This window comes from Arthrobacter gallicola (genome assembly GCF_014836775.1).
In the GTDB taxonomy this organism is placed as follows: Bacteria; Actinomycetota; Actinomycetes; order Actinomycetales; family Micrococcaceae; genus Arthrobacter_B; species Arthrobacter_B gallicola.
This window is the reverse complement of sequence record NZ_JACSQD010000005.1, coordinates 193765-220475: the sequence shown is the minus strand read 5'-3', so window position 1 is coordinate 220475 and position 26711 is coordinate 193765. Positions and strand designations below refer to the sequence as shown.

The 26711-nt window shown below is 65.8% G+C and carries 20 protein-coding genes; 7 read left to right on the top strand and 13 right to left on the bottom strand.

The window, feature by feature from the left end; all coding sequences use genetic code 11:
- Window positions 1–106: 106 nt before the first annotated feature.
- Window positions 107–3703, top strand: coding sequence for a transcription-repair coupling factor (gene mfd / locus H9639_RS12145; protein ID WP_191808329.1), 3597 nt, complete (start codon window positions 107–109; stop codon window positions 3701–3703).
- Here the strand turns inward: mfd and H9639_RS12140 are convergent.
- From H9639_RS12140 to H9639_RS12125, 4 genes are all read right to left on the bottom strand, one after another.
- A complete protein-coding gene (locus tag H9639_RS12140; RefSeq protein ID WP_191808328.1) occupies window positions 3700–3837 on the bottom strand; it encodes a hypothetical protein in 138 nt (45 codons plus the stop codon). The genes mfd and H9639_RS12140 overlap by 4 nt on opposite strands.
- Window positions 3838–4026: 189 nt before the next feature.
- A complete protein-coding gene (locus H9639_RS12135) occupies window positions 4027–4278 on the bottom strand; it encodes a hypothetical protein (protein WP_191808327.1) in 252 nt (83 codons plus the stop codon).
- Between the two features lie 42 nt (window positions 4279–4320).
- The gene (gene deoC, locus H9639_RS12130; protein WP_191808326.1) at window positions 4321–5028 is read right to left on the bottom strand and encodes a deoxyribose-phosphate aldolase; all 708 of its coding nucleotides are present in this window, start codon (window positions 5026–5028) and stop codon (window positions 4321–4323) included.
- 201 nt (window positions 5029–5229) lie between these two features.
- On the bottom strand, window positions 5230–5370 hold the full coding sequence (locus H9639_RS12125) for a hypothetical protein (protein WP_191808325.1): 141 nt from the start codon (window positions 5368–5370) through the stop codon (window positions 5230–5232).
- Window positions 5371–5610: 240 nt separating this feature from the next.
- Between H9639_RS12125 and H9639_RS12120 the strand changes: the two genes are divergently transcribed.
- From H9639_RS12120 to H9639_RS12110, 3 genes are all read left to right on the top strand, one after another.
- Window positions 5611–6648, top strand: a complete 1038-nt coding sequence (locus H9639_RS12120; RefSeq protein WP_191808324.1) for a hypothetical protein — start codon at window positions 5611–5613, stop codon at window positions 6646–6648.
- A gap of 206 nt (window positions 6649–6854) precedes the next feature.
- Window positions 6855–7280, top strand: a complete 426-nt coding sequence (locus H9639_RS12115; RefSeq protein WP_225219515.1) for a DUF7793 family protein — start codon at window positions 6855–6857, stop codon at window positions 7278–7280.
- Window positions 7273–8838, top strand: a complete 1566-nt coding sequence (locus H9639_RS12110; protein ID WP_191808323.1) for a putative bifunctional diguanylate cyclase/phosphodiesterase — start codon at window positions 7273–7275, stop codon at window positions 8836–8838. The genes H9639_RS12115 and H9639_RS12110 overlap by 8 nt, the downstream gene beginning before the upstream one ends.
- Window positions 8839–8910: 72 nt before the next feature.
- Here H9639_RS12110 and H9639_RS12105 read toward each other — a convergent pair whose 3' ends face one another.
- Entirely contained in the window at window positions 8911–10671 is a 1761-nt protein-coding gene (locus tag H9639_RS12105) for a phospho-sugar mutase (RefSeq protein ID WP_191808322.1), read from the bottom strand.
- Between the two features lie 29 nt (window positions 10672–10700).
- Window positions 10701–11504 carry a purine-nucleoside phosphorylase gene (locus tag H9639_RS12100; RefSeq protein WP_191808321.1) on the bottom strand — a complete coding sequence of 268 codons (804 nt, stop codon included), beginning with the start codon at window positions 11502–11504 and terminating at the stop codon, window positions 10701–10703.
- A 92-nt stretch (window positions 11505–11596) separates the two neighbouring features.
- On the opposite strand from H9639_RS12100, the gene H9639_RS12095 reads away from it, so the two are divergent.
- Both H9639_RS12095 and H9639_RS12090 read left to right on the top strand, forming a co-directional pair.
- Window positions 11597–13000, top strand: coding sequence for an NAD(P)H-quinone dehydrogenase (locus H9639_RS12095; RefSeq protein ID WP_191808320.1), 1404 nt, complete (start codon window positions 11597–11599; stop codon window positions 12998–13000).
- Between the two features lie 258 nt (window positions 13001–13258).
- Window positions 13259–14659: an MFS transporter gene (locus H9639_RS12090; RefSeq protein WP_191808319.1), complete on the top strand. Its 1401-nt coding sequence runs from the start codon at window positions 13259–13261 to the stop codon at window positions 14657–14659.
- 349 nt (window positions 14660–15008) lie between these two features.
- Here the strand turns inward: H9639_RS12090 and H9639_RS12085 are convergent, their stop codons facing one another.
- Window positions 15009–16793, bottom strand: a complete 1785-nt coding sequence (locus H9639_RS12085; RefSeq protein WP_191808318.1) for an acetyl/propionyl/methylcrotonyl-CoA carboxylase subunit alpha — start codon at window positions 16791–16793, stop codon at window positions 15009–15011.
- A 231-nt stretch (window positions 16794–17024) separates the two neighbouring features.
- Here H9639_RS12085 and H9639_RS12080 point away from each other — a divergent pair, with 231 nt between their 5' ends.
- On the top strand, window positions 17025–17957 hold the full coding sequence (locus tag H9639_RS12080; RefSeq protein ID WP_191808317.1) for a DUF559 domain-containing protein: 933 nt from the start codon (window positions 17025–17027) through the stop codon (window positions 17955–17957).
- A gap of 267 nt (window positions 17958–18224) precedes the next feature.
- Here the strand turns inward: H9639_RS12080 and H9639_RS12075 are convergent, their stop codons facing one another.
- The 6 genes from H9639_RS12075 to H9639_RS12050 form a co-directional block, all read right to left on the bottom strand.
- Window positions 18225–19358 (bottom strand): IS110 family RNA-guided transposase, encoded by a 1134-nt coding sequence (locus H9639_RS12075; RefSeq protein ID WP_191808316.1) that lies wholly within the window; start codon window positions 19356–19358, stop codon window positions 18225–18227.
- Between the two features lie 1068 nt (window positions 19359–20426).
- On the bottom strand, window positions 20427–21056 hold the full coding sequence (locus tag H9639_RS12070; RefSeq protein ID WP_404799753.1) for a Maf family protein: 630 nt from the start codon (window positions 21054–21056) through the stop codon (window positions 20427–20429).
- 107 nt (window positions 21057–21163) lie between these two features.
- On the bottom strand, window positions 21164–22600 hold the full coding sequence (locus H9639_RS12065) for a dicarboxylate/amino acid:cation symporter (RefSeq protein WP_191808315.1): 1437 nt from the start codon (window positions 22598–22600) through the stop codon (window positions 21164–21166).
- A gap of 306 nt (window positions 22601–22906) precedes the next feature.
- Window positions 22907–24595, bottom strand: a complete 1689-nt coding sequence (locus tag H9639_RS12060; protein ID WP_191808427.1) for a DUF885 domain-containing protein — start codon at window positions 24593–24595, stop codon at window positions 22907–22909.
- A gap of 48 nt (window positions 24596–24643) precedes the next feature.
- A complete protein-coding gene (locus H9639_RS12055; protein WP_191808314.1) occupies window positions 24644–24892 on the bottom strand; it encodes an acyl-CoA carboxylase subunit epsilon in 249 nt (82 codons plus the stop codon).
- A complete protein-coding gene (locus H9639_RS12050) occupies window positions 24889–26484 on the bottom strand; it encodes an acyl-CoA carboxylase subunit beta (RefSeq protein WP_191808313.1) in 1596 nt (531 codons plus the stop codon). The genes H9639_RS12055 and H9639_RS12050 overlap by 4 nt, the downstream gene beginning before the upstream one ends.
- Window positions 26485–26711: the final 227 nt, after the last annotated feature.

The window sequence follows — 26711 nt, the reverse complement described above, 5'->3', positions numbered from 1 at the left end:
GCGGAACAACCCGCGGCACGCAGCGGGTACGCTGGAAAGACCACCCGGGGTTGACTGCCAACTTCGGGTTCTTGTGTTGCCCTGCACTGAAGGAGAAACACCGAAGATGAGCCTGAACGGACTGCGCGCAGCCCTGGCCGAGGACCCGTCCTATGCACGCCTTCGCGCCCACGCGGCGCGGCCGCTGGCCAAGCGCAGCCAGGACCTGGAAATCGGCGCTCCGCAGGGGATGCGGGCCGCGCTGCTGGCCGAAATGGTGGACGGGCTGGCCGCTGAAACGGCCGACGGCGCCGCCCCGGTGGTCCTGGCCGTCACCGCTACCGGGCGTGAAGCCGAGGACCTCGCGGCTGCCCTGCGCAGTTACCTTCCGCTGGCCGGTATCGAGGAGTTCCCCAGCTGGGAGACCCTCCCGCACGAACGCCTCTCACCGCGTTCGGACACCGTGGGCCGCAGGCTCTCCGTCCTGCGCCGGCTGGCCCATCCCGGCAATGACCCGGTACAGATTGTGGTGGCGCCGGTCCGGGCGGTAGTGCAGCCGCTGGTGAAGGGCCTCGGGGACCTGGAACCGGTGTCCCTGGCGGTTGGCGACGAGCGGCCGTTCGACTCCGTGGTTCAGGCGCTCGCAGATGCCGCCTATGCGCGGGTGGACATGGTGTCCCACCGCGGCGAGTTCGCCGTGCGCGGCGGCATCCTGGACGTTTTCCCGCCCACCGATGACCATCCCATCCGCATCGACTTCTTCGGCGACGAAGTGGAATCGATGCGCTGGTTCGCCGTCGCCGATCAGCGCACCCTCACCGGGGAGGACGTGATCCACCCCAAGGAGCTGTACGCTCCGCCGTGCCGTGAGCTGCTGATTACGCCGTCCGTCATGAGTCGGGCCGCCAAGCTCAAGGATGAGATGCCGGCCGCTGCGGACATGCTGGAGAAACTGGCCGGCGGCATTGCGGTGGAAGGCATGGAATCCCTGGCCCCGGTGCTGGTTGATGAGATGGTTCCGCTGATGAGCGAGCTGCCGGCGGGATCCATCTGCGTGGTGATCGAACCGGAGAAGGTCCGCGCCCGCGCCCACGACCTGGAGTCCACCAACGAGGAATTCCTGGCCGCCGCGTGGGCCACAGCGTCCGACGGCGGTGCGGCGCCGGTGGATCTGTCCGCCGGCCTCAGCGCGGACCTGGATGCCGCCAGCTTCCGGTCGCTCGCTGACACCCGGACAGCGGCGCTGCAGAACGACGTCTCCTGGTGGGCAATCACGTCCTTCAACCCGGACGAAGAAACCGTCCTGGACATCGACACCCTGACGATCAACGCGCGGGAGCCGCGCGGCTACAAGGGCGACGTCGCAGAAATGATGGAGTTCATCGGTTCCCGGGTCCGGGACCAGTGGCGCATCGTGGTGGTGACCGAAGGCCCCGGCCCGGCGTCCCGGCTCGCGGAGCTGTTCGCTGACAATGACATCCCCGCCTCCCGGGTGGAATCACTCGATTCCGAACCGCAGCCGGGCATCATCGAAATCACCACTGCCAGCGCGGGCCGCGGCTTCGTCTTCGACAACCTCAAGACCGGCCTGCTGACCGAGGCGGATCTGCTGGGCCGGGCCAGCGCATACTCCACCCGCGACATGCGCAAGATGCCCTCCCGCCGGAGGAACGCCGTCGACCCCCTGCAGCTGCAGGAAGGCGACTACGTGGTGCACGAACAGCACGGCGTGGGCCGCTTCGTGGAGCTGCTGCAGCGCGCCACCGGTGCCGGTGTGAACAAAACTGTCCGCGAGTACCTGGTGCTGGAATACGCTCCTGCCAAGCGCGGGGCGCCCGGCGACCGGCTGTTTGTGCCCACGGACCAGCTGGATCAGATCACCCGGTATGTGGGCGGCGAAACACCGGTGCTGTCCAAGATGGGCGGCTCGGACTGGGCGAAAACCAAGAGCCGGGCCCGCAAGGCCGTCAAGGAAATCGCCGGGGAACTCATCCGGCTCTACTCTGCCCGGATGGCGTCCCGGGGTCATGCCTTCGGGCCGGACACCCCGTGGCAGCGCGAACTGGAGGAAGCCTTCCCCTACATCGAGACCCCGGACCAGCTGACGACCATCAACGAGGTCAAGGCGGACATGGAACGTGAGATTCCCATGGACCGCCTGGTCTCCGGCGATGTGGGCTACGGCAAGACCGAGATTGCGGTGCGGGCGGCGTTCAAGGCCGTGCAGGACGGCAAGCAGGTGGCGGTGCTGGTGCCCACCACGCTGCTGGCCCAGCAGCACATGGAGACCTTCACCGAACGGTTCTCCGGGTTCCCCGTCCGGGTCGCTTCCCTGTCCCGGTTCCAGACCGCCAAGCAGGCCAAGGAAGTTATTGAGGGCGTGCGGACCGGCACCGTGGACGTGATCATCGGAACCCACCGCCTGCTCTCGCCCGAGATCCAGTTTAAGGACCTGGGACTGGTCATCGTGGATGAGGAGCAGCGGTTCGGCGTCGAGCACAAGGAAGCGCTGAAGAAGATGCGCACCAACGTGGACGTGCTGGCCATGAGTGCGACGCCGATCCCGCGGACACTGGAAATGTCGCTGACCGGCATCCGGGAAACCTCCACGCTGGCCACCCCGCCGGAGGAACGGCACCCGGTGCTCACCTATGTTGGTCCGTACACGGACAAGCAGGCCTCGGCCGCGATCCGCCGCGAGCTGATGCGCGAAGGGCAGGTGTTCTTTGTGCACAACCGGGTCTCCTCGATCGACCGGACCGCCGCGCACCTGCAGGAGCTGGTGCCGGAAGCCCGGATCGCCGTCGCGCACGGCCAGATGAGCGAAGCGAAGCTTGAGCAGATCATTGTGGACTTCTGGGAAAAGCGGTTCGACGTGCTGGTCTGCACCACCATCATCGAAACCGGCCTGGATATCTCCAACGCCAACACGCTGATCGTGGACCGGGCGGACCACTTTGGGCTGTCCCAGCTGCACCAGCTGCGCGGACGTGTGGGCCGGGGACGGGAACGTGCCTACGCCTACTTCCTGTACCCGGCGGAGAAACCGCTGGGCGAGGTGGCGCTGGAGCGGCTCAAGGCCGTGGCTGCGCACAACGAACTGGGGGCCGGTATGCAGCTGGCCATGAAGGACCTGGAGATCCGCGGTGCGGGCAACCTGCTCGGTGGAGAACAGTCAGGGCATATCGCCGGTGTTGGCTTTGACCTCTACATCCGGCTGGTCGGCGAGGCCGTGGCGGACTACCGCGGCGAGGCCGAGGAAAAGGCCGCGGAAATGAAGATCGAGCTGCCGGTCAACGCGCACCTGCCGCACGACTACGTGCCGGGGGAGCGGCTGCGGCTGGAGGCGTACCGCAAGCTCGCGTCGGCCATCACGAATGAGGCGATCGATGAGGTCCTCGCGGAGCTGGTGGACCGCTACGGCGAGCCGCCGCAGGCCGTGAAGAACCTGATCGACGTCGCCCGCTTCCGGGTTGATGCCCGGGAGGCCGGGCTCACCGACGTCGCGCTGCAGGGGAACTTCATCCGGTTCTCACCCGGGGACCTGCCCGAGTCCAAGACCATGCGCCTGCAGCGGATGTATCCGGGGTCCCAGGTGAAGCCGGCGCTGAACGCCGTGCTCATTCCCAAGCCGAAGACGGCACGGATCGGCGGCCGGGACCTGCAGGACGCGGAAATCTTGGACTGGGCGCACCAGGTGCTGGACGCAATCTTCAAGGACTAGGACCTGACGGCGACCGCAAAAACGACGGCGGCGGCCAGCACCAGCACGCCGATCACCGAATAGGAGATCCGGGCGAAACGCTGTTTCCGGCTGCGCTCCAGGCGCCATTCCCTGCGGGTTAGTGTTGCACTCATGCCGAGAACTGTAAGAACCACGGCTGCAGATTCCGAAGAGTACTTACTACCTGTTCCTCAGCGATTGTTACCCGGAGGGGCGTTCATATTACGCGTCTTTCCGGACAGTGCTGCCGAAAAACACGAAAGGCACATTGCCTGGCCGTGGAAGCGGCCGAGGCAATGTGCCTTTCGGAAAGCAGCTGCAGACTATTCGTTGTGGCCCTTGCCCTCTGCCAGTTCGGTGGCGCTGTCCGAGCGGCCCATCATGAACGGGACCAGGTACGCGATGGTGCCGAGCACGAGGCACGCGGCCATCGGCCAGACAACGTCGAGCGACAGCCAGTTCAGCGAGTAGATGGCCAGGACGAAGAGCCCGAAGAAGATGACGAACGTAACGAGGTTCTTGACCAGGTGTCCTTCGCCCGAGTGAGTGGGCTGCTTAGCCGTGGTACCTGCCATGGGAGTTCTCCGTTTCAAAAAAAGTTTTCAGCGGCGGACGGATCAGTAACCGGACCCGCCGTTACCACCCTTAACAATAGCGATACCTGAGCTGGCTCCAATTCGGGTGGCTCCGGCGTCGATCATGGTGAGCGCATCTTCGCGGCTGCGGACCCCGCCGGAAGCCTTCACACCAAGCTCCGGGCCAACCGTCCGGCGCATCAGCGCGACGTCCTCTGCGGTGGCTCCGCCGCCGTTGAAGCCCGTGGACGTCTTGACGAAGTCCGCTCCGGCCTCCACCGAGGCCTCACAGGCCAGAACCTTCTGCTCATCGGTGAGCAGTGCGGTTTCGATGATGACCTTCAGGATGCCTCCGGCCTCGTGGACCGCTTCGGCGACCGAAGCGATGTCGCGGACCAGTGCGTCCCTGTCACCGCGGCGGGCCGCGGCAATGTCGATGACCATGTCAATCTCGTCGGCGCCGTCCTGCAGAGCGCCCTGCGCCTCAAAGACCTTGACCTCGGTGGTGGTTGCGCCGAGCGGAAACCCCACAACGGAGCAGGTGTCCACCCCGGTGTCCTTCAGGGCGGTGTGGACCGTGCTGACCCACACCGGGTTAACGCATACGGATTTGAACCGGTATTCGGCTGCCTCATCGCAGACCCGCAGGATGTCCTCCCGCGAAGCGTCCGGCTTCAGCAGCGTGTGGTCGATGTAGGAGGCGAGGTCGGAGGTCTGTGGAGTCTCTCCAGGCACGGTGTTCGTGGGCATGGCGGTCCTTTCCAAACTGGGCTTCCCATCCTCCCATATGGCGGAGGCTAAGTGCCGGGGGAGTGGTTTGGTGGAGCCTCGCGGCCGGAGGCGGTACTGGGAGTTCATCAAAAAGCGGCGCCGGGATGTCTATTAGGGTGCCTATTTAGACAAAAAGGGCCGGGCAGACCGTATCCGATCTGCCCGGCCCACTTTCGGGGCCTAGTAAGGCCAGTTGCCAACGAGCGGCTGAGCGATGTTTCCACCGCTGTTGCCGAAAGAAGGAGCGGCATTTGCAGGTGCCGCCACGCCTACGGCTGCGATAGCTGCCGCGAGAAGAACGGATACGCCAAACTTCTTCATTAGTACTCCTAGGTGGTGAGAATAATGCCCAGATTGCTGACCAGATAATGGTAACCCAGCAAATAGGTTAATACTCACGGTATTGACGTCTTATCTAGCTCAGGGTTATGTGTCGTTGTAAGATCAGAGCCTAACCGTCGCTGTGGCAGCCTAATGCTTGAGTGGATTGCACCGGTTAACGAGCATCATGGACCGCAAGGTGCTCGGAAAGCAGCCCGTTGGCGAGAGCGAGAAAGAGCCGTGGCTTTGACTGCAGATGACTTCATCCTCAATGAGTACAAGGCCCGCCAACTATGGGAGCAGCGGGAATACACCGCTGCCATGGATCACACCCGGAAGGCTGCCGAAAGTGCAGAGTCCAGGGGGGATGATACTGGCTGGTGGCGCATGACCTATCTCCTGGCAGAGTGCCAGCGCGAGCTGGGGCTGATGGACGATAGCGCGGAGACAGCGCGCCTGCTCACAGAACATGCCCTGGCGCACCACGACGCGGAACTGGCGGCGAAGGCCAAGGCACTGAGGTCCGTTGGGTTGCGCAGTATCGGGCAGCTTCCCGAGGCTTTGGAAATTGCCCGGGAAGCGGCCTTGGATTTCCCGGAGACCGGGTACGGAAGCAGAGGCAAGCTGGAAGCGCAGCAGGTCCTGGTTGCCGTCCTTGCCGAAAGCGGCAGCTTGGATGACGCCTGGCACGAAGCCGAGCTCCTGGCGACGATGATTGACGGCGAAACCGCCGCTGACAAAGCAGGCAAAGCGTACTGGTCCATCGGGAACGTCGCCTTTCTGCTCGGGCGGAATCCTGAAGCCACCCACTATCACGATCTAGCCGCTTCCTGTTTCTCACCCAGCCAGGACCTGAGCCTCTGGGCGTTGTTCAACAAGGCCTCCGCTTTTATGCGGCTGACCGCAAACCTCGTGACACCCGAGACTCTGCAGTGTATTGAACGTGCTGAAATGGCGATTTCCATCAGTGGCGGGACTCCCCAGGACGAACTCGATATTTCCGTGATTCGTGCACACTGGAGCTACCTGATTGGAGATGTGAGCGGAGCCCGGGTGCAAATGTCCGAAGCGATAGAACGTACAGGGTCGATGTCACCGCTCAGTGAGGGGGATGCACGTCTGATTTATGCCCGAATCCTCAACGACGACGGGGATAAAGAAGGGGCCACGTCGCAGGCCCGTGCCAGCGCTGAATTGTTTGACAAAGCCGGAGCTGTGACCCGCGCCGACCAGGCGCGTATTTTCCTGGCGGAAATTGCTGCTCCATCGGGGACATAGTGCCGAAGGCGTGAATGATGCTCAACAACCGGCTACGCTATGGCAGACAAGGAGCCAGAAATAAGAAGGTTGGATCCGCCTGGTCTTACTAAGGCAGCTTTGTATTGTTTTTTCGGAAAAAATGAACCATTTGGATTTGTTAGCAGCCGGATGTCTTGCGCCTTTGCGCCCAAGATCAGCTGCTCGTCGAGCGCATGGGGGGCGTAATGACGGTAGGAGAAAGCACTGACACGGTCCTTGGAGACAACAGGGACATCACGCTTCAGCTTGGGCGGACCTGTGACCCGGAAGTGAATAACCGCGCCGGCTACATCAGCATCGTGCTGCCGGCGGGTTACACGGTCACTGGAGATATGGCGGCTCAGGCAGCTAAAAAGTTCGAAGAACTGCAGCCACAGGGGCTGAAACCGCTCTTGCTGGACCTCACAGGCGTGGATTCGATTTCGAGGAGTGCCCGCGCTGTTTTCGGCAGCTCGCGGGCCGCCCTGGCCGTTGCCGTTCTGGGCGCCACTCCGGTGGACCGGGTCATCGCCAACTTCCTGCTGGGAGGAGACGCGCCCTCATTCCCCACGAAGTATTTCACGCGCGTAGACGAAGCAGTCGCCTGGCTTGGGACATACGCGGATGTCTAAAAACACGCCGACGGACAACCGGCTCCAGCAGGTTGTCGAAGGCATCGTCCGGATTGCGGCGGGAGACCTCACAACGCGCATCAGCACCTCGCCTGCGCGCGACGACGTGGACGCGGTAATCACCGGTATCAACCTCTTGGCGGAGGAATTGAACTCCGTGTACCAGGAGTTCGAGGACCGGGTGGAGGCGCGCACCCAGGAACTCCAAGCCGCACACCTGCAGATGCAGCACATGGCTCTGACAGATCCCCTGACGGGTACTGCCAATCGAGCTGCCCTCATGCAGGAAATCGAAACCGCAATTCTCGCTGCACCAGCCCACGGGCCGTCGGTCCTGATGATCGACCTGGACGACTTCAAGGACATCAACGATACCTTCGGGCACCAGACCGGAGACCAGGTCCTCGGTGTTGTGGCAGAACGGATCCGCAGCGCCGCCCGGGACTCGGACACCGTTGCCCGGCTCGGGGGAGACGAGTTCGCCGTACTGCTCAGGGATGCCGGCCTGAACACGGCCATGGACGTCGCTGCCCGAATTCAGCAGGCGCTGGCCCCGCATATCCGGGTGGAAGAGCTGGACGTTTGGCCGCGCGCGAGCATCGGTGTCCATTCAGCCCTTCCGGGCGAGACGTCCCAAGACATCATGGTCCGCGCAGACACCGCCATGTATGCGGCTAAAGAGGCGGGGCGAAGCCAGAATATGGCCTTCGAACCGGTGATGCTCTACGCCCGGCAGCTGCGCCGGGACACTGCTACCGAACTTCGTCAAGGCATCGGCCGTAATGAGCTGTTCCTGGCCTTCCAGCCGGTGGTGGAGCTCGCCACGGGCCGGATGACCGGGGTGGAAGCACTCATCAGGTGGCGGCATCCGCAGCGCGGACTGATCATGCCGGACGAGTTCATCTCGATCGCCGAGGAGACAGGCATCATCCTGGACGTCGGGCGGTGGGTCCTGCGTGCCGCCCTTGAACAGGTAGCCCGCTGGGAAGCACAGCTTTCCCTCGAGCCGGACTTCAAGCTGCGGGTCAACCTTTCGGCCAAGGAACTTCAGCGCCTGGACCTGGTGGACCACGTCCGCCGTGCCCTCTCAGAGACCGGAATCGCGCCAGGACGTCTGGTCATCGAGATCACCGAAAGCGCGTTCGTCAGCGGCGGGGACGTGGAGATGTATTCGCTCAGATCCCTGAATGCTCTGGGAGTCGGCATCGAAATCGACGACTTCGGCACCGGCTACTCTTCCATCAGCTATCTGCGCCGGCTGCCTGTGCAGACAGTAAAGGTGGACCGCAGCCTGATCCGCGAGATCAGCGCCGATCCCGGTCAGCTGCAGTTTGTTGACGCGGTCCACGGACTCATCCAGGCAGCAGGGATGGAAGCCGTCTTTGAGGGAATTGAAACCCTGGACCAGGCAGCGGACCTTTTGGTGCTGGGCTGCCGCAGCGGACAGGGCTATTACTTCAGCAAGCCGCTGGAAGCCGAGCAGGTGGCGGCCATCCTGGAATCGGGAACCACTCTGCCGCTGGTGCAGGCTTCCGCTGCTGCGTCCACCGCGGGATGAGCAGGGCAGTCCGCTGCGGGGTGAGCAGGGGCGCCCACGCAGGCAGCCGCGCTGCCGGTTAGGCCACCAGGCTCAGGCCTCGAGTCCCAGGGCAGCGGCAATATCCGCCTTGGCGGCGGACAGCCGTCGGGCGGCGGCGGCGCGTGAGCGCGGCAGGTCCTCCCGGCCGCCCACCGGTTCAATGACCTCCAGGTAGCACTTGAGCTTGGGCTCAGTGCCGGAGGGGCGCACAATGATCCGGGTGGCGTCCTCGGTGAGGTAGAGCATTCCGTCGGTCGGGGGCAGCGACTCGGAGCCGGCAGAGAGGTCCACCGCAGAGACAACGGGGGAGCCGGCCAGCGACGCCGGAGACTGCTCCCGCAGACGCGTCATCATCCGCGGAATCAGGGACAGGTCAGCCACCCGGATGGAGAGCTGATCGGAGGCATGCAGCCCGTGCTCCAGCGCCAGGTCATCCAGCAGATCGAACAGGGTCCGCCCGCGTGCCTTCAAGGCGGCGGCCAGCTCCGCGATCAACAGGGCGGCAGAGATTCCGTCCTTGTCCCGGACCAGGGCCGGAGCCACGCAGTATCCGAGCGCCTCTTCATAGCCGTAGACCAGTCCGGGAACCCGGGCGATCCATTTGAACCCGGTGAGGGTTTCCTGATGCCCGAAGCCAGCCGCAGCCGCGATCCGGGCGAGCAGCCGGGAGGACACGATCGAGTTGGCGAACACCGGGACCCGGCCTGAATCATTCCGCAGCTTCAGATGGCCCGAACGGATCCGCTCGGCAAGGTGGGCGCCCAGCAGTGCGCCGGTTTCGTCGCCGCGGAGCATCCGCCATTCGCCGGTGGCGGGATCCTTGGCTGCCACCGCAGCCCGGTCGGCGTCCGGATCGTTGGCGAGGACGACGTCGGCGCCCGTCTCAGCGGCCATGGCGAGTGCCAGGTCCAGGGCTCCGGGCTCTTCCGGATTGGGGAAGGCCACGGTGGGGAAGTCGGGGTCGGGTTCGGCCTGTGCCGCCACCGTGCGGACGGACGTGAAACCGGCGTCGCGCAGGACAGCGGACATGGTTTCACCGCCGACGCCGTGCATGGGGGTGAGCACGATCGACAGGTCACGTGCCGGGTAGCCGTCATGGCTGGCCAGCGCGTCCACAGCATTGATGTAGTCGGCGACGATGGAATCGGAGACATCCGTCCAGCCCTCAGGCGCCGTGTCGATTGAGGACAGCGGAACGGTGTAATCGATGCGGGCGGCGATCTCGGCGTCGTACGGCGGGACAATCTGGGCCCCGCGTCCCGGACCCTTGACCGTCCGTCCGCCCAGATACACCTTGTAGCCGTTGTCCAGTGCCGGGTTGTGGCTCGCCGTGACCATGACCCCGGCGTCGGTATCCAGGGCCCGGACCGCATAGGCGAGGACGGGGGTGGGAAGCGCGGAAGGCAGCAGGAAAGCTTCGATGCCGGCCGCGCTGAACACGGCGGCGGTGTCCAGGGCAAAGGCCCGGGAGTTGTACCGGGCGTCGTAGCCGATCACGGCGCTGGGGGTCCAGCCGTCGGCCTTGCTCTGCAGGAAGGCGGCAATCCCGGCCGCCGTCCGCCGGACCACTGCCCGGTTCATGCGCCGCGGACCCGCGCCGAGCGCCGCGCGCAGTCCGGCGGTGCCGAACTCCAGGGTGCCGGTGAACCGGTCCGTCAGGTCCGCAACGGCGGCCTCGCCGTCGGGCCCCGGAGCACCTGCCCGGGTGATCAGCGCGCGCAGTTCCGCGGCCGTGGCCGGATCTGGATCTTCGTCCGCCCAGAGGCGTGCTTCGGTCAGCAGCTCCTGCAGTTCCATTGCGGTCAACGTCATGGGATGCCTCTGATCAGATAAGGACGGCGCTAAAGGGCGCCGATAATTCCGGCAAGCAGCTTGGAGATGCGCGGGCCGGCCTCGGCACCGGCTTCCAGGACCTCCTGGTGGCTGAGCGGTTCCGGGCTGATGCCCGCGGCGAGGTTGGTCACCAGGCTGATCCCGAAGACTTCCATGCCTGCGTGCCGCGCGGCGATCGCTTCGAGCGCCGTGGACATGCCCACGAGGTCTGCGCCGATGGTTTTGGCGTAGCGGACTTCGGCCGGCGTCTCATAGTGGGGGCCGGGGAACTGAGCGTACACACCCTCCTGGAGACTCGGATCGACGGTGCGTGCCAGGTCCCGCAGGCGGGGGGAGTAGAGGTCGGTGAGGTCGACGAACGTCGCTCCCTCCAGCGGTGACGTGGCGGTGAGGTTGATGTGGTCGCTGATCAGCACGGGCGTGCCGGGCTTCCACTCCGGGTTCAGGCCGCCGCAGCCGTTGGTCAGGACCATCACTTTGGCACCTGCTGCTGCGGCCGTACGGACGCCGTGGACGACGGCGCGCACGCCCTTGCCCTCGTAATAGTGTGTGCGGGCGCCCAGGACCAGGGCGCGCTTACCACCCGGTGTCAGGACGGAACGGATGGTTCCCACGTGTCCTTCCACCGCGGGCGCGGAAAAGCCGGGGATGTCCGACGCCGGAAGGGTGGCGGTGGTCTCACCGATCAGGTCCGCGGCGTCCCCCCAGCCGCTGCCCAGGACCAGGGCAAAATCGTGGGAGGGCACACCGGTTTTCTCGGCAATGTACGCAGCGGCCTGCCGGGCAAGTTCAAAAGGTTCGTCGTTGCTCACCCGTACAACTTACCTGCTGGAGCCGCTTTCCGCGGGCGGTAAGGGAACGGGTCGTTTGAGAGGGGGTCCAGGATGGGACAGAATGGACACTTGTGACGAGCCAACTAGACTTTACTGCCAGAAAAATTGCGATCCTGGGCGGCGGCCCGGGCGGATATGAGGCGGCCATGGTGGCTGCGTCCCTGGGTGCAGATGTCACCATCGTGGAGCGCAACGGGCTGGGAGGCTCCGCCGTCCTTACCGACGTCGTACCGTCCAAAACCCTCATTGCCACCGCCGACGTGATGACCCGCATGAGCTCGGCCTCGAACCTGGGCGTCGATTTCGGTGACGCCAGCAAACCGGTGGTGGCGGACCTGAAGATGGTTAACCACCGCCTGCTCGCCCTGGCCAAGGAACAGTCCAATGACATCCGGCGCACCCTGGAGCGTATGGGCGTGAAGGTGCTGGTGGGCGAGGGACGGCTGCTGGACAACCGCACCATCGAGGTGACTTCGGACGAAGGCACCACCACTGTGGAGGCCGAGGCGCTGCTGATCTCCACCGGCGCCAACCCGCGCGAACTGGAAACGTCCATGCCGGACGGCGAACGGATCTTCACGTGGAAGCAGATCTACAACCTCACCGAGGTTCCCGAACACCTGATTGTCATCGGTTCGGGTGTCACCGGCGCCGAGTTCGCCTCCGCATACAACGGCCTCGGCTCACGGGTCACGCTGATTTCCAGCCGGGACCGGGTGCTCCCCGGTGAAGACGCCGACGCCGCCCGTGTCCTGGAGGATGTCTTCCAGGCCCGCGGTATGACGGTGCTGTCCCGCTCGCGCGCCGAATCGGTCAAGAACACCGGCGACGGCGTACTCGTCACCCTCTCCGACGGGCGCACGGTCGAGGGATCGCACTGCCTCGTCGCTGTCGGTGCCATCCCCAACACCCGGGACATCGGCCTGGAAGAGGCCGGAATCGCCCTGGACGAGCAGGGACAGATCAAGGTCGACGGCGTCTCCCGCACCACGGCGTCGAACGTGTACGCGGCCGGAGACTGCACCGGAGTCTTCAACCTGGCCTCCGTCGCGGCCATGCAGGGCCGCATCGCCATTGCCCACCTGATGGGCGACAGCGTGAAGCCGCTGAAACTCAAGAACGTCGCCTCGAACATCTTCACCTCTCCGGAGATCGCGTCCGTTGGTGTTTCGGAAGCGGACATTGCAGCCGGCCGCTACCAGGGCGACGTCATCAAACTCTCCCTGCACACGAACGCCCGGGCCAAGATGATGGACGTGAAGGAAGGGTTCGTGAAGATCATCGCGCGGAAGGGATCCGGGACCGTGATCGGCGGCGTCGTCGTCGGCCCGCGCGCCTCGGAACTGATTTTCCCGATCGCCCTGGCGGTGACCCAGAAGCTGCACGTTGATGACGTGGCAAACACCTTCACCGTGTACCCCTCGCTCACGGGCTCGATTTCGGAGGCCGCACGCCGCCTGCACGTACACCTCTAGGTCTGCGGCTGCAGCTGCGGCTGCGGCCGCGGTTACGGCAAGCGCAATCCGCGGCAGTGGCGGCACCCGCATTCCGCGGCGGCCAGGCAGGCCCGGCACCGGACGTTCTCACGATCCGGTGCCGGGCCTTTTGCTGCATTCTGGGGTGTCTGTCAAGGTGTGACGCACCCGGTGTCCAAATAGTGGACGGATGTCCGAATGGCGGACGCCGGGTTTTAGGATGAACTCTGTTTCCATCCCGCACCCGAAAGACTTCCCATGTCAACAGAAACCTCCAGTGCCGAGGCTGCAAAGGCCCCGGCCAATTCCCGCGGACGCGTCATCGTCGCGTCCCTGGTCGGCACCTCGATCGAGTTCTACGACTTCTACGTCTACGCGACCGCGGCCGTGCTCGTTTTCCCCGTCCTCTTCTTCCCGAACGCCGAAGGGGTTACCGCTCTGCTGAGCTCCTTCGCCGTCTTCGGGGTGGCGTTCATTGCCCGCCCGCTGGGTTCGATTATCTTCGGGCACTTCGGGGACAAGGTAGGACGCAAGGGCACGCTGGTGGCTTCGCTGCTGACCATGGGGATCGCCACATTCCTGATCGGCTGCCTGCCGACTGCCAACGTTGCCGGCTGGACCTTCTGGGCTCCGGCCCTGCTGGTTGTGATGCGCTTTGCCCAGGGCCTGGCCCTCGGCGGCGAATGGTCCGGCGCGGCCCTTCTGGCTACGGAGAACGCTCCGGCCAACAAGCGCGCCATCTATGGCACGTTCCCGCAGCTGGGCGCACCGATCGGCTTCATCCTGGCCAACGGCCTGTTCCTGGTCCTGAGCTTCAACCTCAGCGAAGAGCAGTTTATGTCCTGGGGCTGGCGTATTCCGTTCCTGGCCAGCGCCGTCATGGTCATTATCGGCCTGTACGTCCGGCTGAAGCTGGTGGAGACCCCTGCCTTCCAGAAGGTGGTCGATTCCGGTGAAGTCAGCAAGCTGCCGCTGGCCGCTGCATTCAAGTTCTCCTGGCGGCCGATGATCGCCGGTACCTTCATCATGCTGGCCACCTACGTGCTCTTCTACCTGATGACCACGTTCACCCTTTCCTACGGCACCGCTGCCAAGACTGCCGAAGAGGCGCAGGCCAAGGCCGAGGCTGCGGGCAAGGCCTTCGACCCCGATACGTTCGCTGCCGGGCTCGGCTACGCCCGGAACGACTTCCTGATCATGCTGATCGTCGGCGTCGTCTTCTTCGGTATCTTCACCATGGTTGCCGGTCCGCTGGCGGAGAAGTTCGGCCGCCGCAAGACCCTGCTGGTGGTCACCGCGGGCATCTTCGTCTTCGGCTTCAGCTTCGCCCCGCTGTTCGGTGGCGGGTTCGCCGGCACCATGGCACTGCTGATCCTCGGTTTCACCCTGATGGGCCTGACCTTCGGACCGATGGGCGCCGTCCTGCCGGAGCTCTTCCCGACCAACGTGCGGTACACCGGATCGGCGATCGCGTACAACGTGTCCTCGATCCTGGGCGCTGCCGTTGCACCGTTCATCGCCGTCGCCCTCTGGCAGGCCGCTGACGGCAGCCCGTGGCTGGTGGGCGTCTACCTCTCCTCCATGGCGGTGCTGACTTTCATTGCTCTGCTGGTGACCCGTGAGACGAAGGACGTCGACTACGTGAACCACTCCAGCTAGGAGTCGTTCGCCAGTACGGTCCGCTAGAGCCGTCCGCCAGAACGGTCCCGGACCTTTCCGGGCCTCCTCGGCCGCTGCAGCACCCGGTTTTCCCGGGCCGCTGCGGCGGCCGGCGTCGTTGTGGGGGAGTTGCGGGGGCGGCCGGTGTCGTTTGTGGGGGAGTTGCGGGGGCGGCGCGCTGTGCCGGCGTCCCAGCGTCGTCGCTGTGCCGGTTACGCAGGTAAGTGAGCGGCGTCCCGTCGTGCCGCCGTCTCGCCGTCCCGTCGTGCCGCCGTCCCGCCGTCGTCGTCCACCCCCAAACGCGCGAAGGCCCGGATCCAAGCGGATCCGGGCCTTCGTCAACGCTGTGTTAGTCGACGATGGTGGCGATGACCGCTCCGGCGGACACCGTTGCGCCGGGCAGGGCACTCAGACCGCTCACCGTGCCGGACTTGTGGGCTGTCAGCGGCTGCTCCATCTTCATGGCCTCCAGAACCACCACTAGGTCGCCTTCGGCCACGACGGTACCGTCCTCCACAGCCACCTTGACGATGGTTCCCTGCATGGGGGATGTGAGGTCGTTACCGGTTGCCGCGGCGGAGGCGGACCGGGCCCGGCCCTTGCGCTGCTTGCCGTTGGCCGCGGAAGCCCCGCGGGAGGGGGCCGCCGCCAGTCCGGCGGGCAGGACCACTTCCAGCCGCTTCCCGCCAACTTCGACGGTGAGGCGCTGCCGGGAAGCGTCGTCGCCCGTTCCTGCCGCGGGCTCGCCGGAGAACGCCGGAATGGTGTTGTTGAATTCGGTCTCAATCCAGCGCGTGTGCACGCTGAACGGGCCTTCCTCGGGAGCGAAGGCCGGGTCCGAGACCACAGCGGCGTGGAACGGCAGAACCGTGGGGAGACCGGTGATCTCCATTTCCTGGAGTGCGCGCCGGGCGCGCTGGAGCGCCTGGGTGCGGGTGGAGCCGGTGATGATCAGCTTGGCAAGCATGGAATCGAAGTTCCCGCCCACTACTTCGCCGGCTTCGATGCCGGAATCCACACGCACGCCGGGTCCGGTGGGAAGGCGCAGTGTTTCCACCGTCCCGGGCGAGGGCATAAAGCCGCGGCCGGCGTCTTCACCGTTGATCCGGAACTCAAAGGAGTGTCCGCGGACCTCCGGGTCGGTGTAGCCGAGCTCCTCACCGCGGGCGATGCGGAACTGTTCGCGGACAAGGTCGATTCCGGTGACTTCCTCAGACACCGGGTGTTCCACCTGCAGGCGGGTGTTGACCTCAAGGAAGGAAATGGTGCCGTCGGTGCCGACCAGGAACTCACAGGTTCCGGCACCCTGGTAACCGGCTTCCCGGAGCAGTGCCTTGGAGGAGTCGTACAGGCGCTGGTTCTGCTCGGCCGTGAGGAACGGGGCCGGGGCCTCCTCGACCAGTTTCTGGTTCCGGCGCTGCAGCGAGCAGTCGCGGGTGGAGATAACGACGACGTTGCCGTACGCGTCTGCCAGGCACTGGGTTTCGACGTGCCGGGGCGAGTCAAGGAACCGTTCAATGAAGCACTCGCCGCGGCCAAACGCTGCCGTGGCTTCGCGGACGGCGGAGTCGTAGAGTTCGGGGATTTCCTCGAGCGTACGTGCCACCTTGATGCCGCGGCCGCCGCCGCCGAAGGCAGCCTTGATGGCTACCGGAAGACCGTGTTCCTGGGCGAATGCCAGCACCTCATCGGCGCTGGTGACCGGGTCCGCTGTGCCCGGAACCAGGGGAGCGCCGACCTTGGCGGCCAGATGCCGTGCCTGGACCTTGTCGCCCAGCTGGTCGATGGCCGCGGGCGGGGGCCCGATCCAGGTCAGTCCGGCCGCGATGACGCGGCGGGCGAATTCTGCGTTTTCGGAAAGGAAACCGTAACCGGGGTGGATGGAGTCCGCGCCGGACCGCTCTGCGGCGGCCAGCAGCTTGTCCATGTCGAGGTAGGTCTCTGCGGCCGTGCTGCCGCCGAGGGCGTAGGCCTCGTCCGCGAGCCGGACGTGCAGCGCGTCCCGGTCAGGTTCCGCGTAAACGGCAACCGTGTCGATTCCCTCGTCGCGTGCTGCCCGGATAATCCGGACGGCAATTTCGCCGCGGTTGGCAATCAGGACCTTGCCCAGGGGGGCTGTGGTGAACTGGCTCATGAAATGCAGTGGCTCCTTTGATCTGTTGGGAGCCTAGCGCGCTTTTGTGCTCTCCCGCCATAAACCGTGCTGTTTCTGCGTGGGGCCGCTGGTTTCGTTGTGGAAACCCTACAAACGTATTGCGTTGGTGTGACGTGGAGGGGCACGCAACCCCGTGGGGGCCGGCTGTGGAAAAACGGTCTATCCACAGCCCCGCCGCCTCGATTTCCGCTGAGGGGCGGTAATAGGGGTATGACTCGTGCCAAACCGCTTCCCGCCAATCTGCCGGAAAACTCCTTTACGCTGGGGCGCGCCCGGAGTCTGGGGCTTCGACGATCAAGGCTCCGGGCGAAGGACCTGTTGATTCCCAGCCGGGAAATCCGGCTCCGCAGGGACGCGGAGCCGGACCTGGCCGAGCGCTGCCGGCCCTACCTTGACCTGCTTCCGGACGCGTTTCTGTCTCACGTCACGGCGGCCCGGCTTCACGGCCTGCCGCTTCCCCGGCTTCTGCAGGCCGAACCGACGATTCATCTCAGCAGGGCGTCCACCCTGGCGGTGCCGCGGAGACGGAACGTCACGGGGCACCGGCTGCTGCTGGAGCCCGGTGAGTTGACCGTTTGTTCCGGGCTGCCCGTGACATCGTTGGCCCGGACCCTGCTCGACTTGTCGACCGTGCTGAGTCTGGAAGACCTGGTAGCGGCGGGCGACTGGGTCATCAGCGAGCACCAGCGCAACTTCGGCAGCCGGAGGACGGCGCTGCTGCCGGTGGAGGAGCTGCGCAGGTATGTCTCAGCGAAGGCAGGGGTTCCCGGGCTGCCCAGGCTCCGTGCCGCCGTCGGCCTGATGCGGGTGGGCGTGGACTCGCCGCCGGAGACACGGATCCGGCTGCTGCTCGGCCGTGCCGGCCTGCCGGAGTTCACGCCGAACACCGCCATCCTTGATGAAACGGGTGATCCTGCGCTGTGGGTTGATCTGGGCTGCCGCCAGTATCGAACCTGCATCGAGTACGACGGCGCGCATCACCTCACCCCGGCGCAGCAGAGCCGGGACCATCACCGGGATCTGCTCACCCATCAACTGGGGTGGCATCAGGTCCGGATCAACAAGTTCGATGTGGCCCAAGGACCGGAGTGGGTGGTGGGCAAGGTCCGGCAGGCGCTGGTTCGCGGCGGTTGGACGCCGTGAGCGTATAGGTGTGGTGCTTTCCCGCGGGAGGTAGCCGGGGTGGGGTTCATGTCGGGGGCGGTGGGGGTGTGGCGGTGCAGGGATGGTGGGGGTGTGGGGGCCGCGCGGCGGTGGCCCAGGGGTGGCCGGCTCGGTGGATGTGCAGGTATGGCGACTTCACCTCGCGGGAGGTCGCCATACCTGCACATCGAGCGTCCGGTTTGGGCCGGGAGGTCGCCATATCTGCACATCGAGCGTCGGGCGGGGGGGGTGCCTCTATGGTTTTCGTCAAGCGGCTGAAGGCAGATTCTTAGGCGCCGGGTCTTCATAGAGTGTTCCGTCGCGGAGCATGGCGAAGAGGACATCAGAACGACGCCGGGCAAGAGCAATGATCGCTTGGTTATGCCGTTTACCCTCAGCACGTTTCCGGTCGTAGTACGCCCTTGAGGCCGGATGATGCAGGGCGGCGAAGGCAGAGAGGAACAGGGCACGCTTGAGTTTCTTATTGCCCCGCCGGCTCGGATGCTCACCCCGGATCGAGGTTCCGGAGCGGCGGGTGACCGGGGCGATTCCGGCGTAGGAGGCTAGATGGGCGGCGGAGGCGAAGTGTTTGCCGGTGACTTCGGTGAGGATTCGTGCGCAGGTCCTGACTCCGATGCCGGGCATCGAGGTCAGGACCTCGTAAAGAGGGTGGGCCTCCACGAGAGCCTCGACCTGGGCGGTGATCTCGTCGCGCTGCCGGCGCAGCGCAAGGAGCTGCTCGGCCAGTTTGGGCAGCACGATCCCGGCTGCGCCGGTGCCGACGACCACGACCGTCTGCTGGCCCAGAGCATCGAATATTGCCTCCGTGAGACGATCAGCAGCCCGTGGCGCATGCTTCTTCAACCGTGCTTTCACGTGTCCGCGGCCGGCGGTCTTCAACGCCTGCGGGGTCGGATAGCGGGTGAGCAGATCCGCGACCGCCGGATGGTCCAGATGCGGACCCAGCGCCCGTTCCAGGGCGGGATGGATTTGGGTGAGAAGCCCGCGGATCCGGTTGGAGGTGGCGGTGATCTGTCCGGCGAGGTCGTCATCGAACCCGCAGAGCACTCCGAGTTCGGCCAGGGTTTCATCGTCCAGTTCCACCGACCGCAGCGTATGCGGCATCGACCGGGCGGCTTCGGCAATGATGGCCGCGTCCCGGGCATCGGTTTTCGCCTGCCCCGGGTGCAGGTCCGCGATCCTGCGCATCGCCAACCCCGGCAGATACCCCACGGTCGCTCCGGCTGCCTGCGCGACCGCAACAGGCAACGCTCCGATCGTCGCGGGTTGATCCACGACGACCAGGACCTTCCCGGCCCGGTTCAGAGCCACGGCGTGGTGGCCGGTCTTACCGACGTCCAGGCCAAGGAAAACGTCGACACTCTCTTGCTCCAAGATCATGATTACCCCCGGTAGCTCGTGCTGAGACTGACGCGTTGGCTGGTTCCGGCGGCAGGAGTCGCATCCACGTTACGAAGGACCCATTGTCGTGCCTCTATTAGCGTTTCCCCCGCTGCCATGTCGGTTCCGGTGGCAACACCCCCCGGATCATGGGTGACTGGGGGCAAAAACCATGCCGGAACCGACCGGCCAACACACCCATATCCTGCATCAGGACCCGGGCTACGAAAAAGGTAACGGGGGGTGAATGGTGTGGAGACTCTGGGCGTTGCGCTTTCGTCTGCGGGGGAAGGCCGGTTTGGATGGCCTGGACTGCTGCACACACCGTGCGGCGGACGGGACGAAGTGGCCAGCTCGGTGGATGTGCAGGTATGGCGACTTCACCTCGCGGAAGGTCGCCATACCTGCACATCGAGCGTCCGGTCTGGGGCCGAAAGTCGCCATATCTGCACATCGAGCGTCGGGCAGGGGTGAATGGTGTGGAGACTCTGGGCGTTGCGCTTTCGTCTGCGGGGGAGGCCGGTTCGGAGTGCCTGGACTGCTGCACACACGGGGTCGGCGGACGGGACGAAGTGGCCGGCTCGGTGGATGTGCAGGTACGGCGACTTCACCTCGCGGAAGGTCGCCATATCTGCACATCGAGCGTCCGGCAAGGGCGGGTGGTGTGGAGACTCTGGGCGGTGGGCGGTGGGCGGTGGTGGCGGGGTGTTGGGGTGTGGGGGCCGCGCGGCGGTGGTCGGCTGGGTGGCAGGGGGTGCGCCGGGGCGGCGGTGCAGGGGTGGCCGGCTCGGTGGATGTGCAGGTATGGCGACTTCCCCTCGCGGAAGGTCGCCATATCTGCACATCGAGCGTCGGGTTTGGGGCGGGAGGTCGCCATATCTGCACACTGAGCGTCGGGCATGGGCGTCGGGCGGTGGTGGCCGCGCGGCGGTGGTCGGCTCGGTGGCAGGGGGCGGCCGCGGCGCGTCGGGGCAGGGCCGGGGCGGCAGCCGCCCCGCCGGAAACCCCCGCCCTCAGGGCCGGACCGGCAGGAGGCCACCCCGCCGGACAGGGCACAGCTGACGAGGACTACTTCCAGAGAGATGTAACCCCGACGCCGGCACTGGCCAGGAGGTGCCGGAGCGTGGAAACGGAGAGCCCGACGACAGCATGCGGATCCCCGACCACGCGTTCGATGAAAGCCCCGCCAAGGGAGTCGATAGTGAAAGAGCCGGCAACCTCCAGCGGTTCGCCGGTGGCGACATACGCCTCAATTTCCTCGTCGAGAAGCTTGGCGAAGTGCACTTCCGCGGAGCTGACTGCACCCAGGGTGGCGCCGGAGCCGTCGTCGTCCGTGTCCCGGCAGTCGATCAGCCAGTGGCCGGTGTGGAGCACCCCGTAATTGCCGCTCATTCGGCGGATGCGTTCGCGGGCGACGTCGGCTTCCCACGGCTTGCCGTGTGCCTCGCCGTCGAATTCGAACACCGAGTCGCAGCCGAGAACCAGAGCGCCCTCCGCCTCCGGAAGCGAGGCCACGGCCTCCGCCTTGGCGCGGGCCAGGAGGAGAGCGGTGTCGTGCGGGTCGGTCAGCCCGTAGCGGGCCGTGACCGCGTCCTCATCCACGTCGGAGACGAGCACACGGTGGGCGATGCCCGCGTTGGACAGAAGCTTGGTGCGGGCGGGGGAAGCGGAGGCAAGGATCAGCGTCAGGTCAGTCACGCTTCCCAGCCTAGTGGGCGGATGAGGTGCCCGGGAAAGCGGAATGGCCGCCCCGGCGTCGGGACGGCCATTCCAAAAAGATGCGAGTACCTGCACCCTACACCGGTTTAGGCGCGTGCGGGGGCCTCCGAAGAAAGGGACGTTTCGCCCTGCTCGGCGGGGGACTCGGTGTTGCTGGTGGGATCATCGGAATCGTCGTCGAACGGGTCTCCGGTGCGCTTGGCGTTGTACAGCTCGTGCTGCAGCAGGCCGTTGCGCTTGGCGACGATGGTGGGAACCACAGTCTGTCCGGCAACGTTCACGGCGGTGCGGCCCATGTCGATGATCGGATCGATCGCCAGGAGCAGCGCGACGCCGTCCAGCGGCAGTCCCAGGGTGGACAGGGTCAGGGTCAGCATCACGACGGCGCCGGTGGTTCCGGCAGTCGCTGCGGAGCCCAGGACGGCGACGACGGCGATCAGCAGGTACTGGCCGATGCTCAGGTCAATGCCGAAGAACTGGGCCACGAAGATCGCTGCGATGGCCGGGTAGATGGCTGCGCAGCCGTCCATCTTGGTGGTGGCGCCCAGGGGGACGGCGAAGGATGCGTAGGCCCGGGGAACGCCGAGGTTGCGCTCCGTGACCCGCTGGGTCAGGGGCAGGGTGCCAACGGAAGAGCGGGAAACGAAGCCGAGCTGGATGGCCGGCCAGGCGCCGGAGAACCACTGCCGGACCGAGAGGCCCTGGCTCTTGATCAGCACCGGGTAGACCACAAAGAGGACCAGGGCCAGGCCGAGGTAGACGGCCACGGTGAAGGTGCCAAGGGAGCCGATGGTGTCCCAGCCGTAGGTGGCCACGGCGCGACCGATCAGGCCGACGGTACCCAGCGGTGCGAGGCGGATGATCCACCAGAGAACCTTCTGGATAACAGCCAGGGCCGAGGCGTTCAGGGCCAGGAACGGCGCGGCGGGCTTGCCCACCTTCAGCGCGGCAATGCCGACGGCGATCGCGATGACCAGGACCTGCAGCACGTTGAAGTTCAGCGAAGTTGTCAGGGACTCCGTGGTGGACGCGGTCAGGCCCAGGAAGTTGCCCGGGATGAGGCCGGTCAGGAACCCAACCCAGCTGCCGGTGCTGCCTTCGTAACCGTCCGGCGTGGCGGCGTCCGCGGTGGCGCCGGGCTGCAGCAGCACACCCAGGGCGATGCCGATGCCGACGGCGATCAGCGCCGTGATGCCGAACCACAGCAGGGTCTGCCAGGCGAGCCGGGCTGCATTGGATACCTGGCGGAGGTTGGCGATGGAACTGACGACGGCGGTGAAGATCAGCGGAACCACGGCTGCCTTCAACAGCGAGACGTAGCTGGAGCCGATGGTGGCCAGCGTGGTGGTGAGCCAGTTCGGTTCGCCGCCGGTTTCGCCCATGGACTTGGCCAGCAGGCCCAGGCAGAGGCCAACCACCAGCGCGGCGATGATCTGCGGGCCAAAGGCTGTGGCCCAGCGGGGGAGCCGGCGGCGGGTGGCGGCGTCGGCCGGGGACTGTGGGGGTGTCTGTGGAGAAGTCACGTAGAAAATGCTAGACGAGGCCCATTACCAGAGTCTTTTTAGGGTTGCGAAATGTTACGTCAGCGAATTCAGCCCGGTCGCGCGGTTTTCGGCTAGAACGCCGGAATATGGCGGTGATTAGCCGGCATCTGGCATTATTCCAGCCCCGCCTGTGATGATTCTCGCAGCCAAAAGACGACGACGGCGGGGCGCTCGGCGGGGCGCTCGGTTGGCCCTGCGCGGTGCCCCCAGCTGGCGCTGCCTGCCCGGAACGCGCACGGGGTGCCCGCTGAGAAGCCGGCACCCCGTGCTTATTCGGCAGAGGACCTAGCCCTCCAGCAGCGCCCGGCGCAGGGTGTCCAGGCCGACCGACCCGAGCTGCAGCGCCTTGGTGTGGAATGCCTTCTCGTCGAAGGCCTCTCCTTCGCGGGCACGGACTTCGTCCCGAATCTGCTCCCAGAGCCGCTGTCCCAGCTTGTAGGCAGGTGCCTGGCCCGGCCAGCCGAGGTAGCGGGTGAACTCGAAGTTCAGCTGGCCCTCGGAGATTGCGATGTTCTGCTTGAGGAAGTCGTAGCCCTTTTCCGGGGTCCAGGTGCCCGAGCCCCAGCGCTCCGGAACCTCCAGCTCCAGGTGCACGCCGATGTCGAAGACCACGCGGGCAGCGCGCATCCGCTGCGCGTCGAGCATCCCCATCCGGTCTCCGGGGTCGTTCAGGTAGCCAAGTTCGGCCATCAGCCGTTCGGCGTAGAGCGCCCAGCCTTCGCCGTGGCCGGACACCCAGCACACGTTGCGGCGCCAGCTGTTGAGCAAACCGCGGGAAGCCACCGCGGTGGCGATCTGCAGGTGGTGGCCCGGAACGCCCTCATGGTAGACGGTGGTGGTTTCCTTCCACGTGGTGAAGGTGTCTTCGCCCTCGGGAACTGACCACCACATGCGGCCCGGCCGGGAGAAGTCATCGCTGGGTCCGGTGTAGTAGATCCCACCCTCATTGGTGGGGGCGATCCTGCATTCCAGCTTGCGCATCGGGCCGGTGATGTCGAAGTGGGTGCCGGAGAGTTCGGCCACCGCCCGGTCGGAGAGTTCCTGCATCCAGGTGCGCAGCTCTTCGGTGCCGTTCAGCTGGCGGCCCGGATCGGCGTCGAGCAGGTCCATGGCCTCGCGGACCGAGGCGCCGGGCTGAATCTGGTGGGCCACCTCCTCCTGCTCGGCGATGATGCGGTCCAGCTCCGCGACACCCCACTGGTAGGTTTCCTCCAGATCGACGGCGGAGCCGAGGAACTGGCGGGACATCAGCGCGTAGCGCTCGGCTCCCACGGCGTCCTTCTCCGGTGCGGCGGGGAGCAGTTCCCCGCTGAGGAAGTCCACCAGCGAGCGGTAGGCGGCGCGGGCGCCGTCGGCGTTCTGCCGCAGTGAGGACTGCAGTGCGTCCGGCAGTTCACCACCGTCGGCGAGGGCTGCCTGCGAAACAAACGCATCAAAGAAGCCGCCGTCTTCGGCGTACTTTCCGGCCTGCTCCATCACGATTTCCACCTGGCGGCGGGCGGCCACGCGGCCCTGCTCGGCGCCGCTGCGCAGTGAGGTGATGTACCCGGCGACGGCGTCGGGCAGGTTGTGCAGGCGGCCGGAGATGTGCTCCCAGGCGTCCACGGTGTCCGTGGGCATCAGATCGAAGATCGCGCGGATGTCCTGGGCGGGGGACGCGATGTTGTTCAGGTCGGCGAGGTCCCAGCCGGAGTCGTGGATTTCCAGGGCGAGGCCCAGGCGTTCACGCATGGCATCGAGGGTGACACGGTCGACGTCGTCCGCGGGCTGGAGATCCTCAAGCCGGTCGAGGGTCTCCCGCATCGCTTCGGCCGTGGATTCCAGGCCGGCGGGGGAGTAGTCGGCGTACTCCGTTTCATGGCCCGGGATGCCCAGCGTGGTCGCGAAGGATGGATCCAGGTGCAGCAGGTTTTCGGTGAATGCTTCGGCGACGGCATCAATGGCGGTAGGGGTGCGCGTCCCGGCGGTGGACAGGGATTCTGGCGAGGTTGTCTGTTCAGTCACACTCCCGAGCGTAACGGGTCAGCGGTAGCTGCGCCGCCACGAGCCCGGTCCGGGAGCGGGCCGCAGGCTGAGCTGGCGCCGTCTGGTCCAGGCGCGGCGGGTGCTCGCCGGGTCCGCCGCATGCTGCGGTTCCGGGTCTGCGGCACCGGCGCTGAGACCGACGACGACGGCGGCCAGGACAGCCAGTTCCTCATCCGTCGGGTTGCCGGCCAGTACCTGGAACAGCGGCTCTTCAGGGGCGCCGGCGGCGTCGTTTACGGTGCTCACAGCGGGATGTTTCCGTGCTTCTTGTGCGGGAGTGCGGCACGCTTGTCCCGCAGGGCACGCAGGCCGCGGATCAGCTGTAGCCGGGTTTCCGACGGCGCGATCACGGCGTCGACATAGCCCAGCTCCGCTGACTGGTACGGGTTGAGCAGCTCTTCTTCGTAGGCGTTGATAAAGCCCTGCCGGACTTCGTCGACGTCGCGGCCTTCCGCAGCCGCCGCTGCCAGCTGCCCGCGGTACAGGATGTTCACTGCACCCTGGGCGCCCATCACGCCGATCTGCGCGGTGGGCCAGGCGACGTTGAGATCAGCCCCCAGCTTCTTGGAGCCCATCACGATGTATGCGCCGCCGTAGGCCTTGCGGGTGATCACGGTCAGCTTCGGCACGGTGGCTTCAGCGTAGGCGTAGAGCAGCTTGGCGCCGCGGCGGATGATGCCCTGGAACTCCTGGTCCTTGCCGGGCAGGAAGCCGGGAACGTCCACGAAGGTGAGGATGGGGATGTTGAACGCATCGCAGTTCCGGACAAACCGCGCCGCCTTCTCCGAGGCATTGATGTCCAGGGTGCCGGCGAACTGCAGGGGCTGGTTGGCGACGATGCCCACCGTGTGGCCTTCGAGCCGGCCGTAGCCGATGATCACGTTCGGAGCGTACAGGGCCTGCATCTCCAGGAAATGACCGTCGTCGACCACCTGTTCAATGACCGTGCGCATGTCATAGGGCTGGTTCGCCGAGTCCGGGATGAGCGAGTCCAGGGCGAGGTCGCCGTCGGTGATCTCCATGTCCTGGTCGAACGCCGCCAGCGGCGCCTCGGCCAGGTTGTTGGAGGGCAGGAAGTCCAGCAGCTCCCGCACGAAGTCGATGGCGTCCTCCTCATCGGAGGCCAGGTACGTGGAGGTGCCGGTGTTGGCGTTGTGCTGCCGTGCGCCGCCGAGGGTTTCCATGTCCACGTCTTCACCGGTGACGGTCTTGATCACGTCCGGTCCGGTGATGAACATGTGGGAGGTCTTGTCCACCATCACCACGTAGTCGGTCAGGGCGGGAGAATAGGCGGCACCGCCGGCCGACGGGCCCATGATCAGGGAGATCTGGGGTACGACGCCGGACGCGTGGACATTGTTGCGGAAGATATCGGCGAACATCGCCAGGGAGGCCACGCCTTCCTGGATGCGGGCGCCGCCGCCGTCCAGGATGCCGATGACCGGGCAGCCGTTGCGCAGGGCGTGTTCCTGCACCTTGACGATCTTTTCGCCGTTGACCTGGCTCAGCGAACCGCCGTACACGGTGAAGTCCTGGCTGTAGACCGCCACCGGGCGGCCGTCGACGGTGCCGTAGCCGGAGACCAGTCCGTCGCCGAGCGGCTTTTTCTTTTCCATCCCGAAGGCGGTGGAGCGGTGGACCGCCAGGGCATCGAATTCGACAAATGAGCCCTCGTCCAGCAGCAGGTCGATGCGCTCGCGGGCGGTGTGCTTGCCCCGGGCATGCTGCTTCTCGATGGCAGCGGGCCCGGAAGGTGCTGCGGCCAGGGCCTGGCGGCGCCGGAAGTCCGCAATTTTGCCTGCGGTGGTCTGCAGGTCGATGTCCTGGTCGATGCTCATGTGCTCTCCGGGTGCTTCTGGGGGATGGCTGCCGGTCGGTGCCGCCCTGCTGGTGCATCCCTGAAGTGGGTTTCAGTAGGTTTTACACAACGGGGCGCGCGTTCTACCCAGTCTAGTGAGCGGCAACACCCATCCCGGGTGTAGGAATCCTACAATTTCGGTCCCGGCGCGTTGGCTCAGTGAAGGCAGGTGTGGGTGCCGGGAAGGCCGGGGCCATTCCGCTGGGG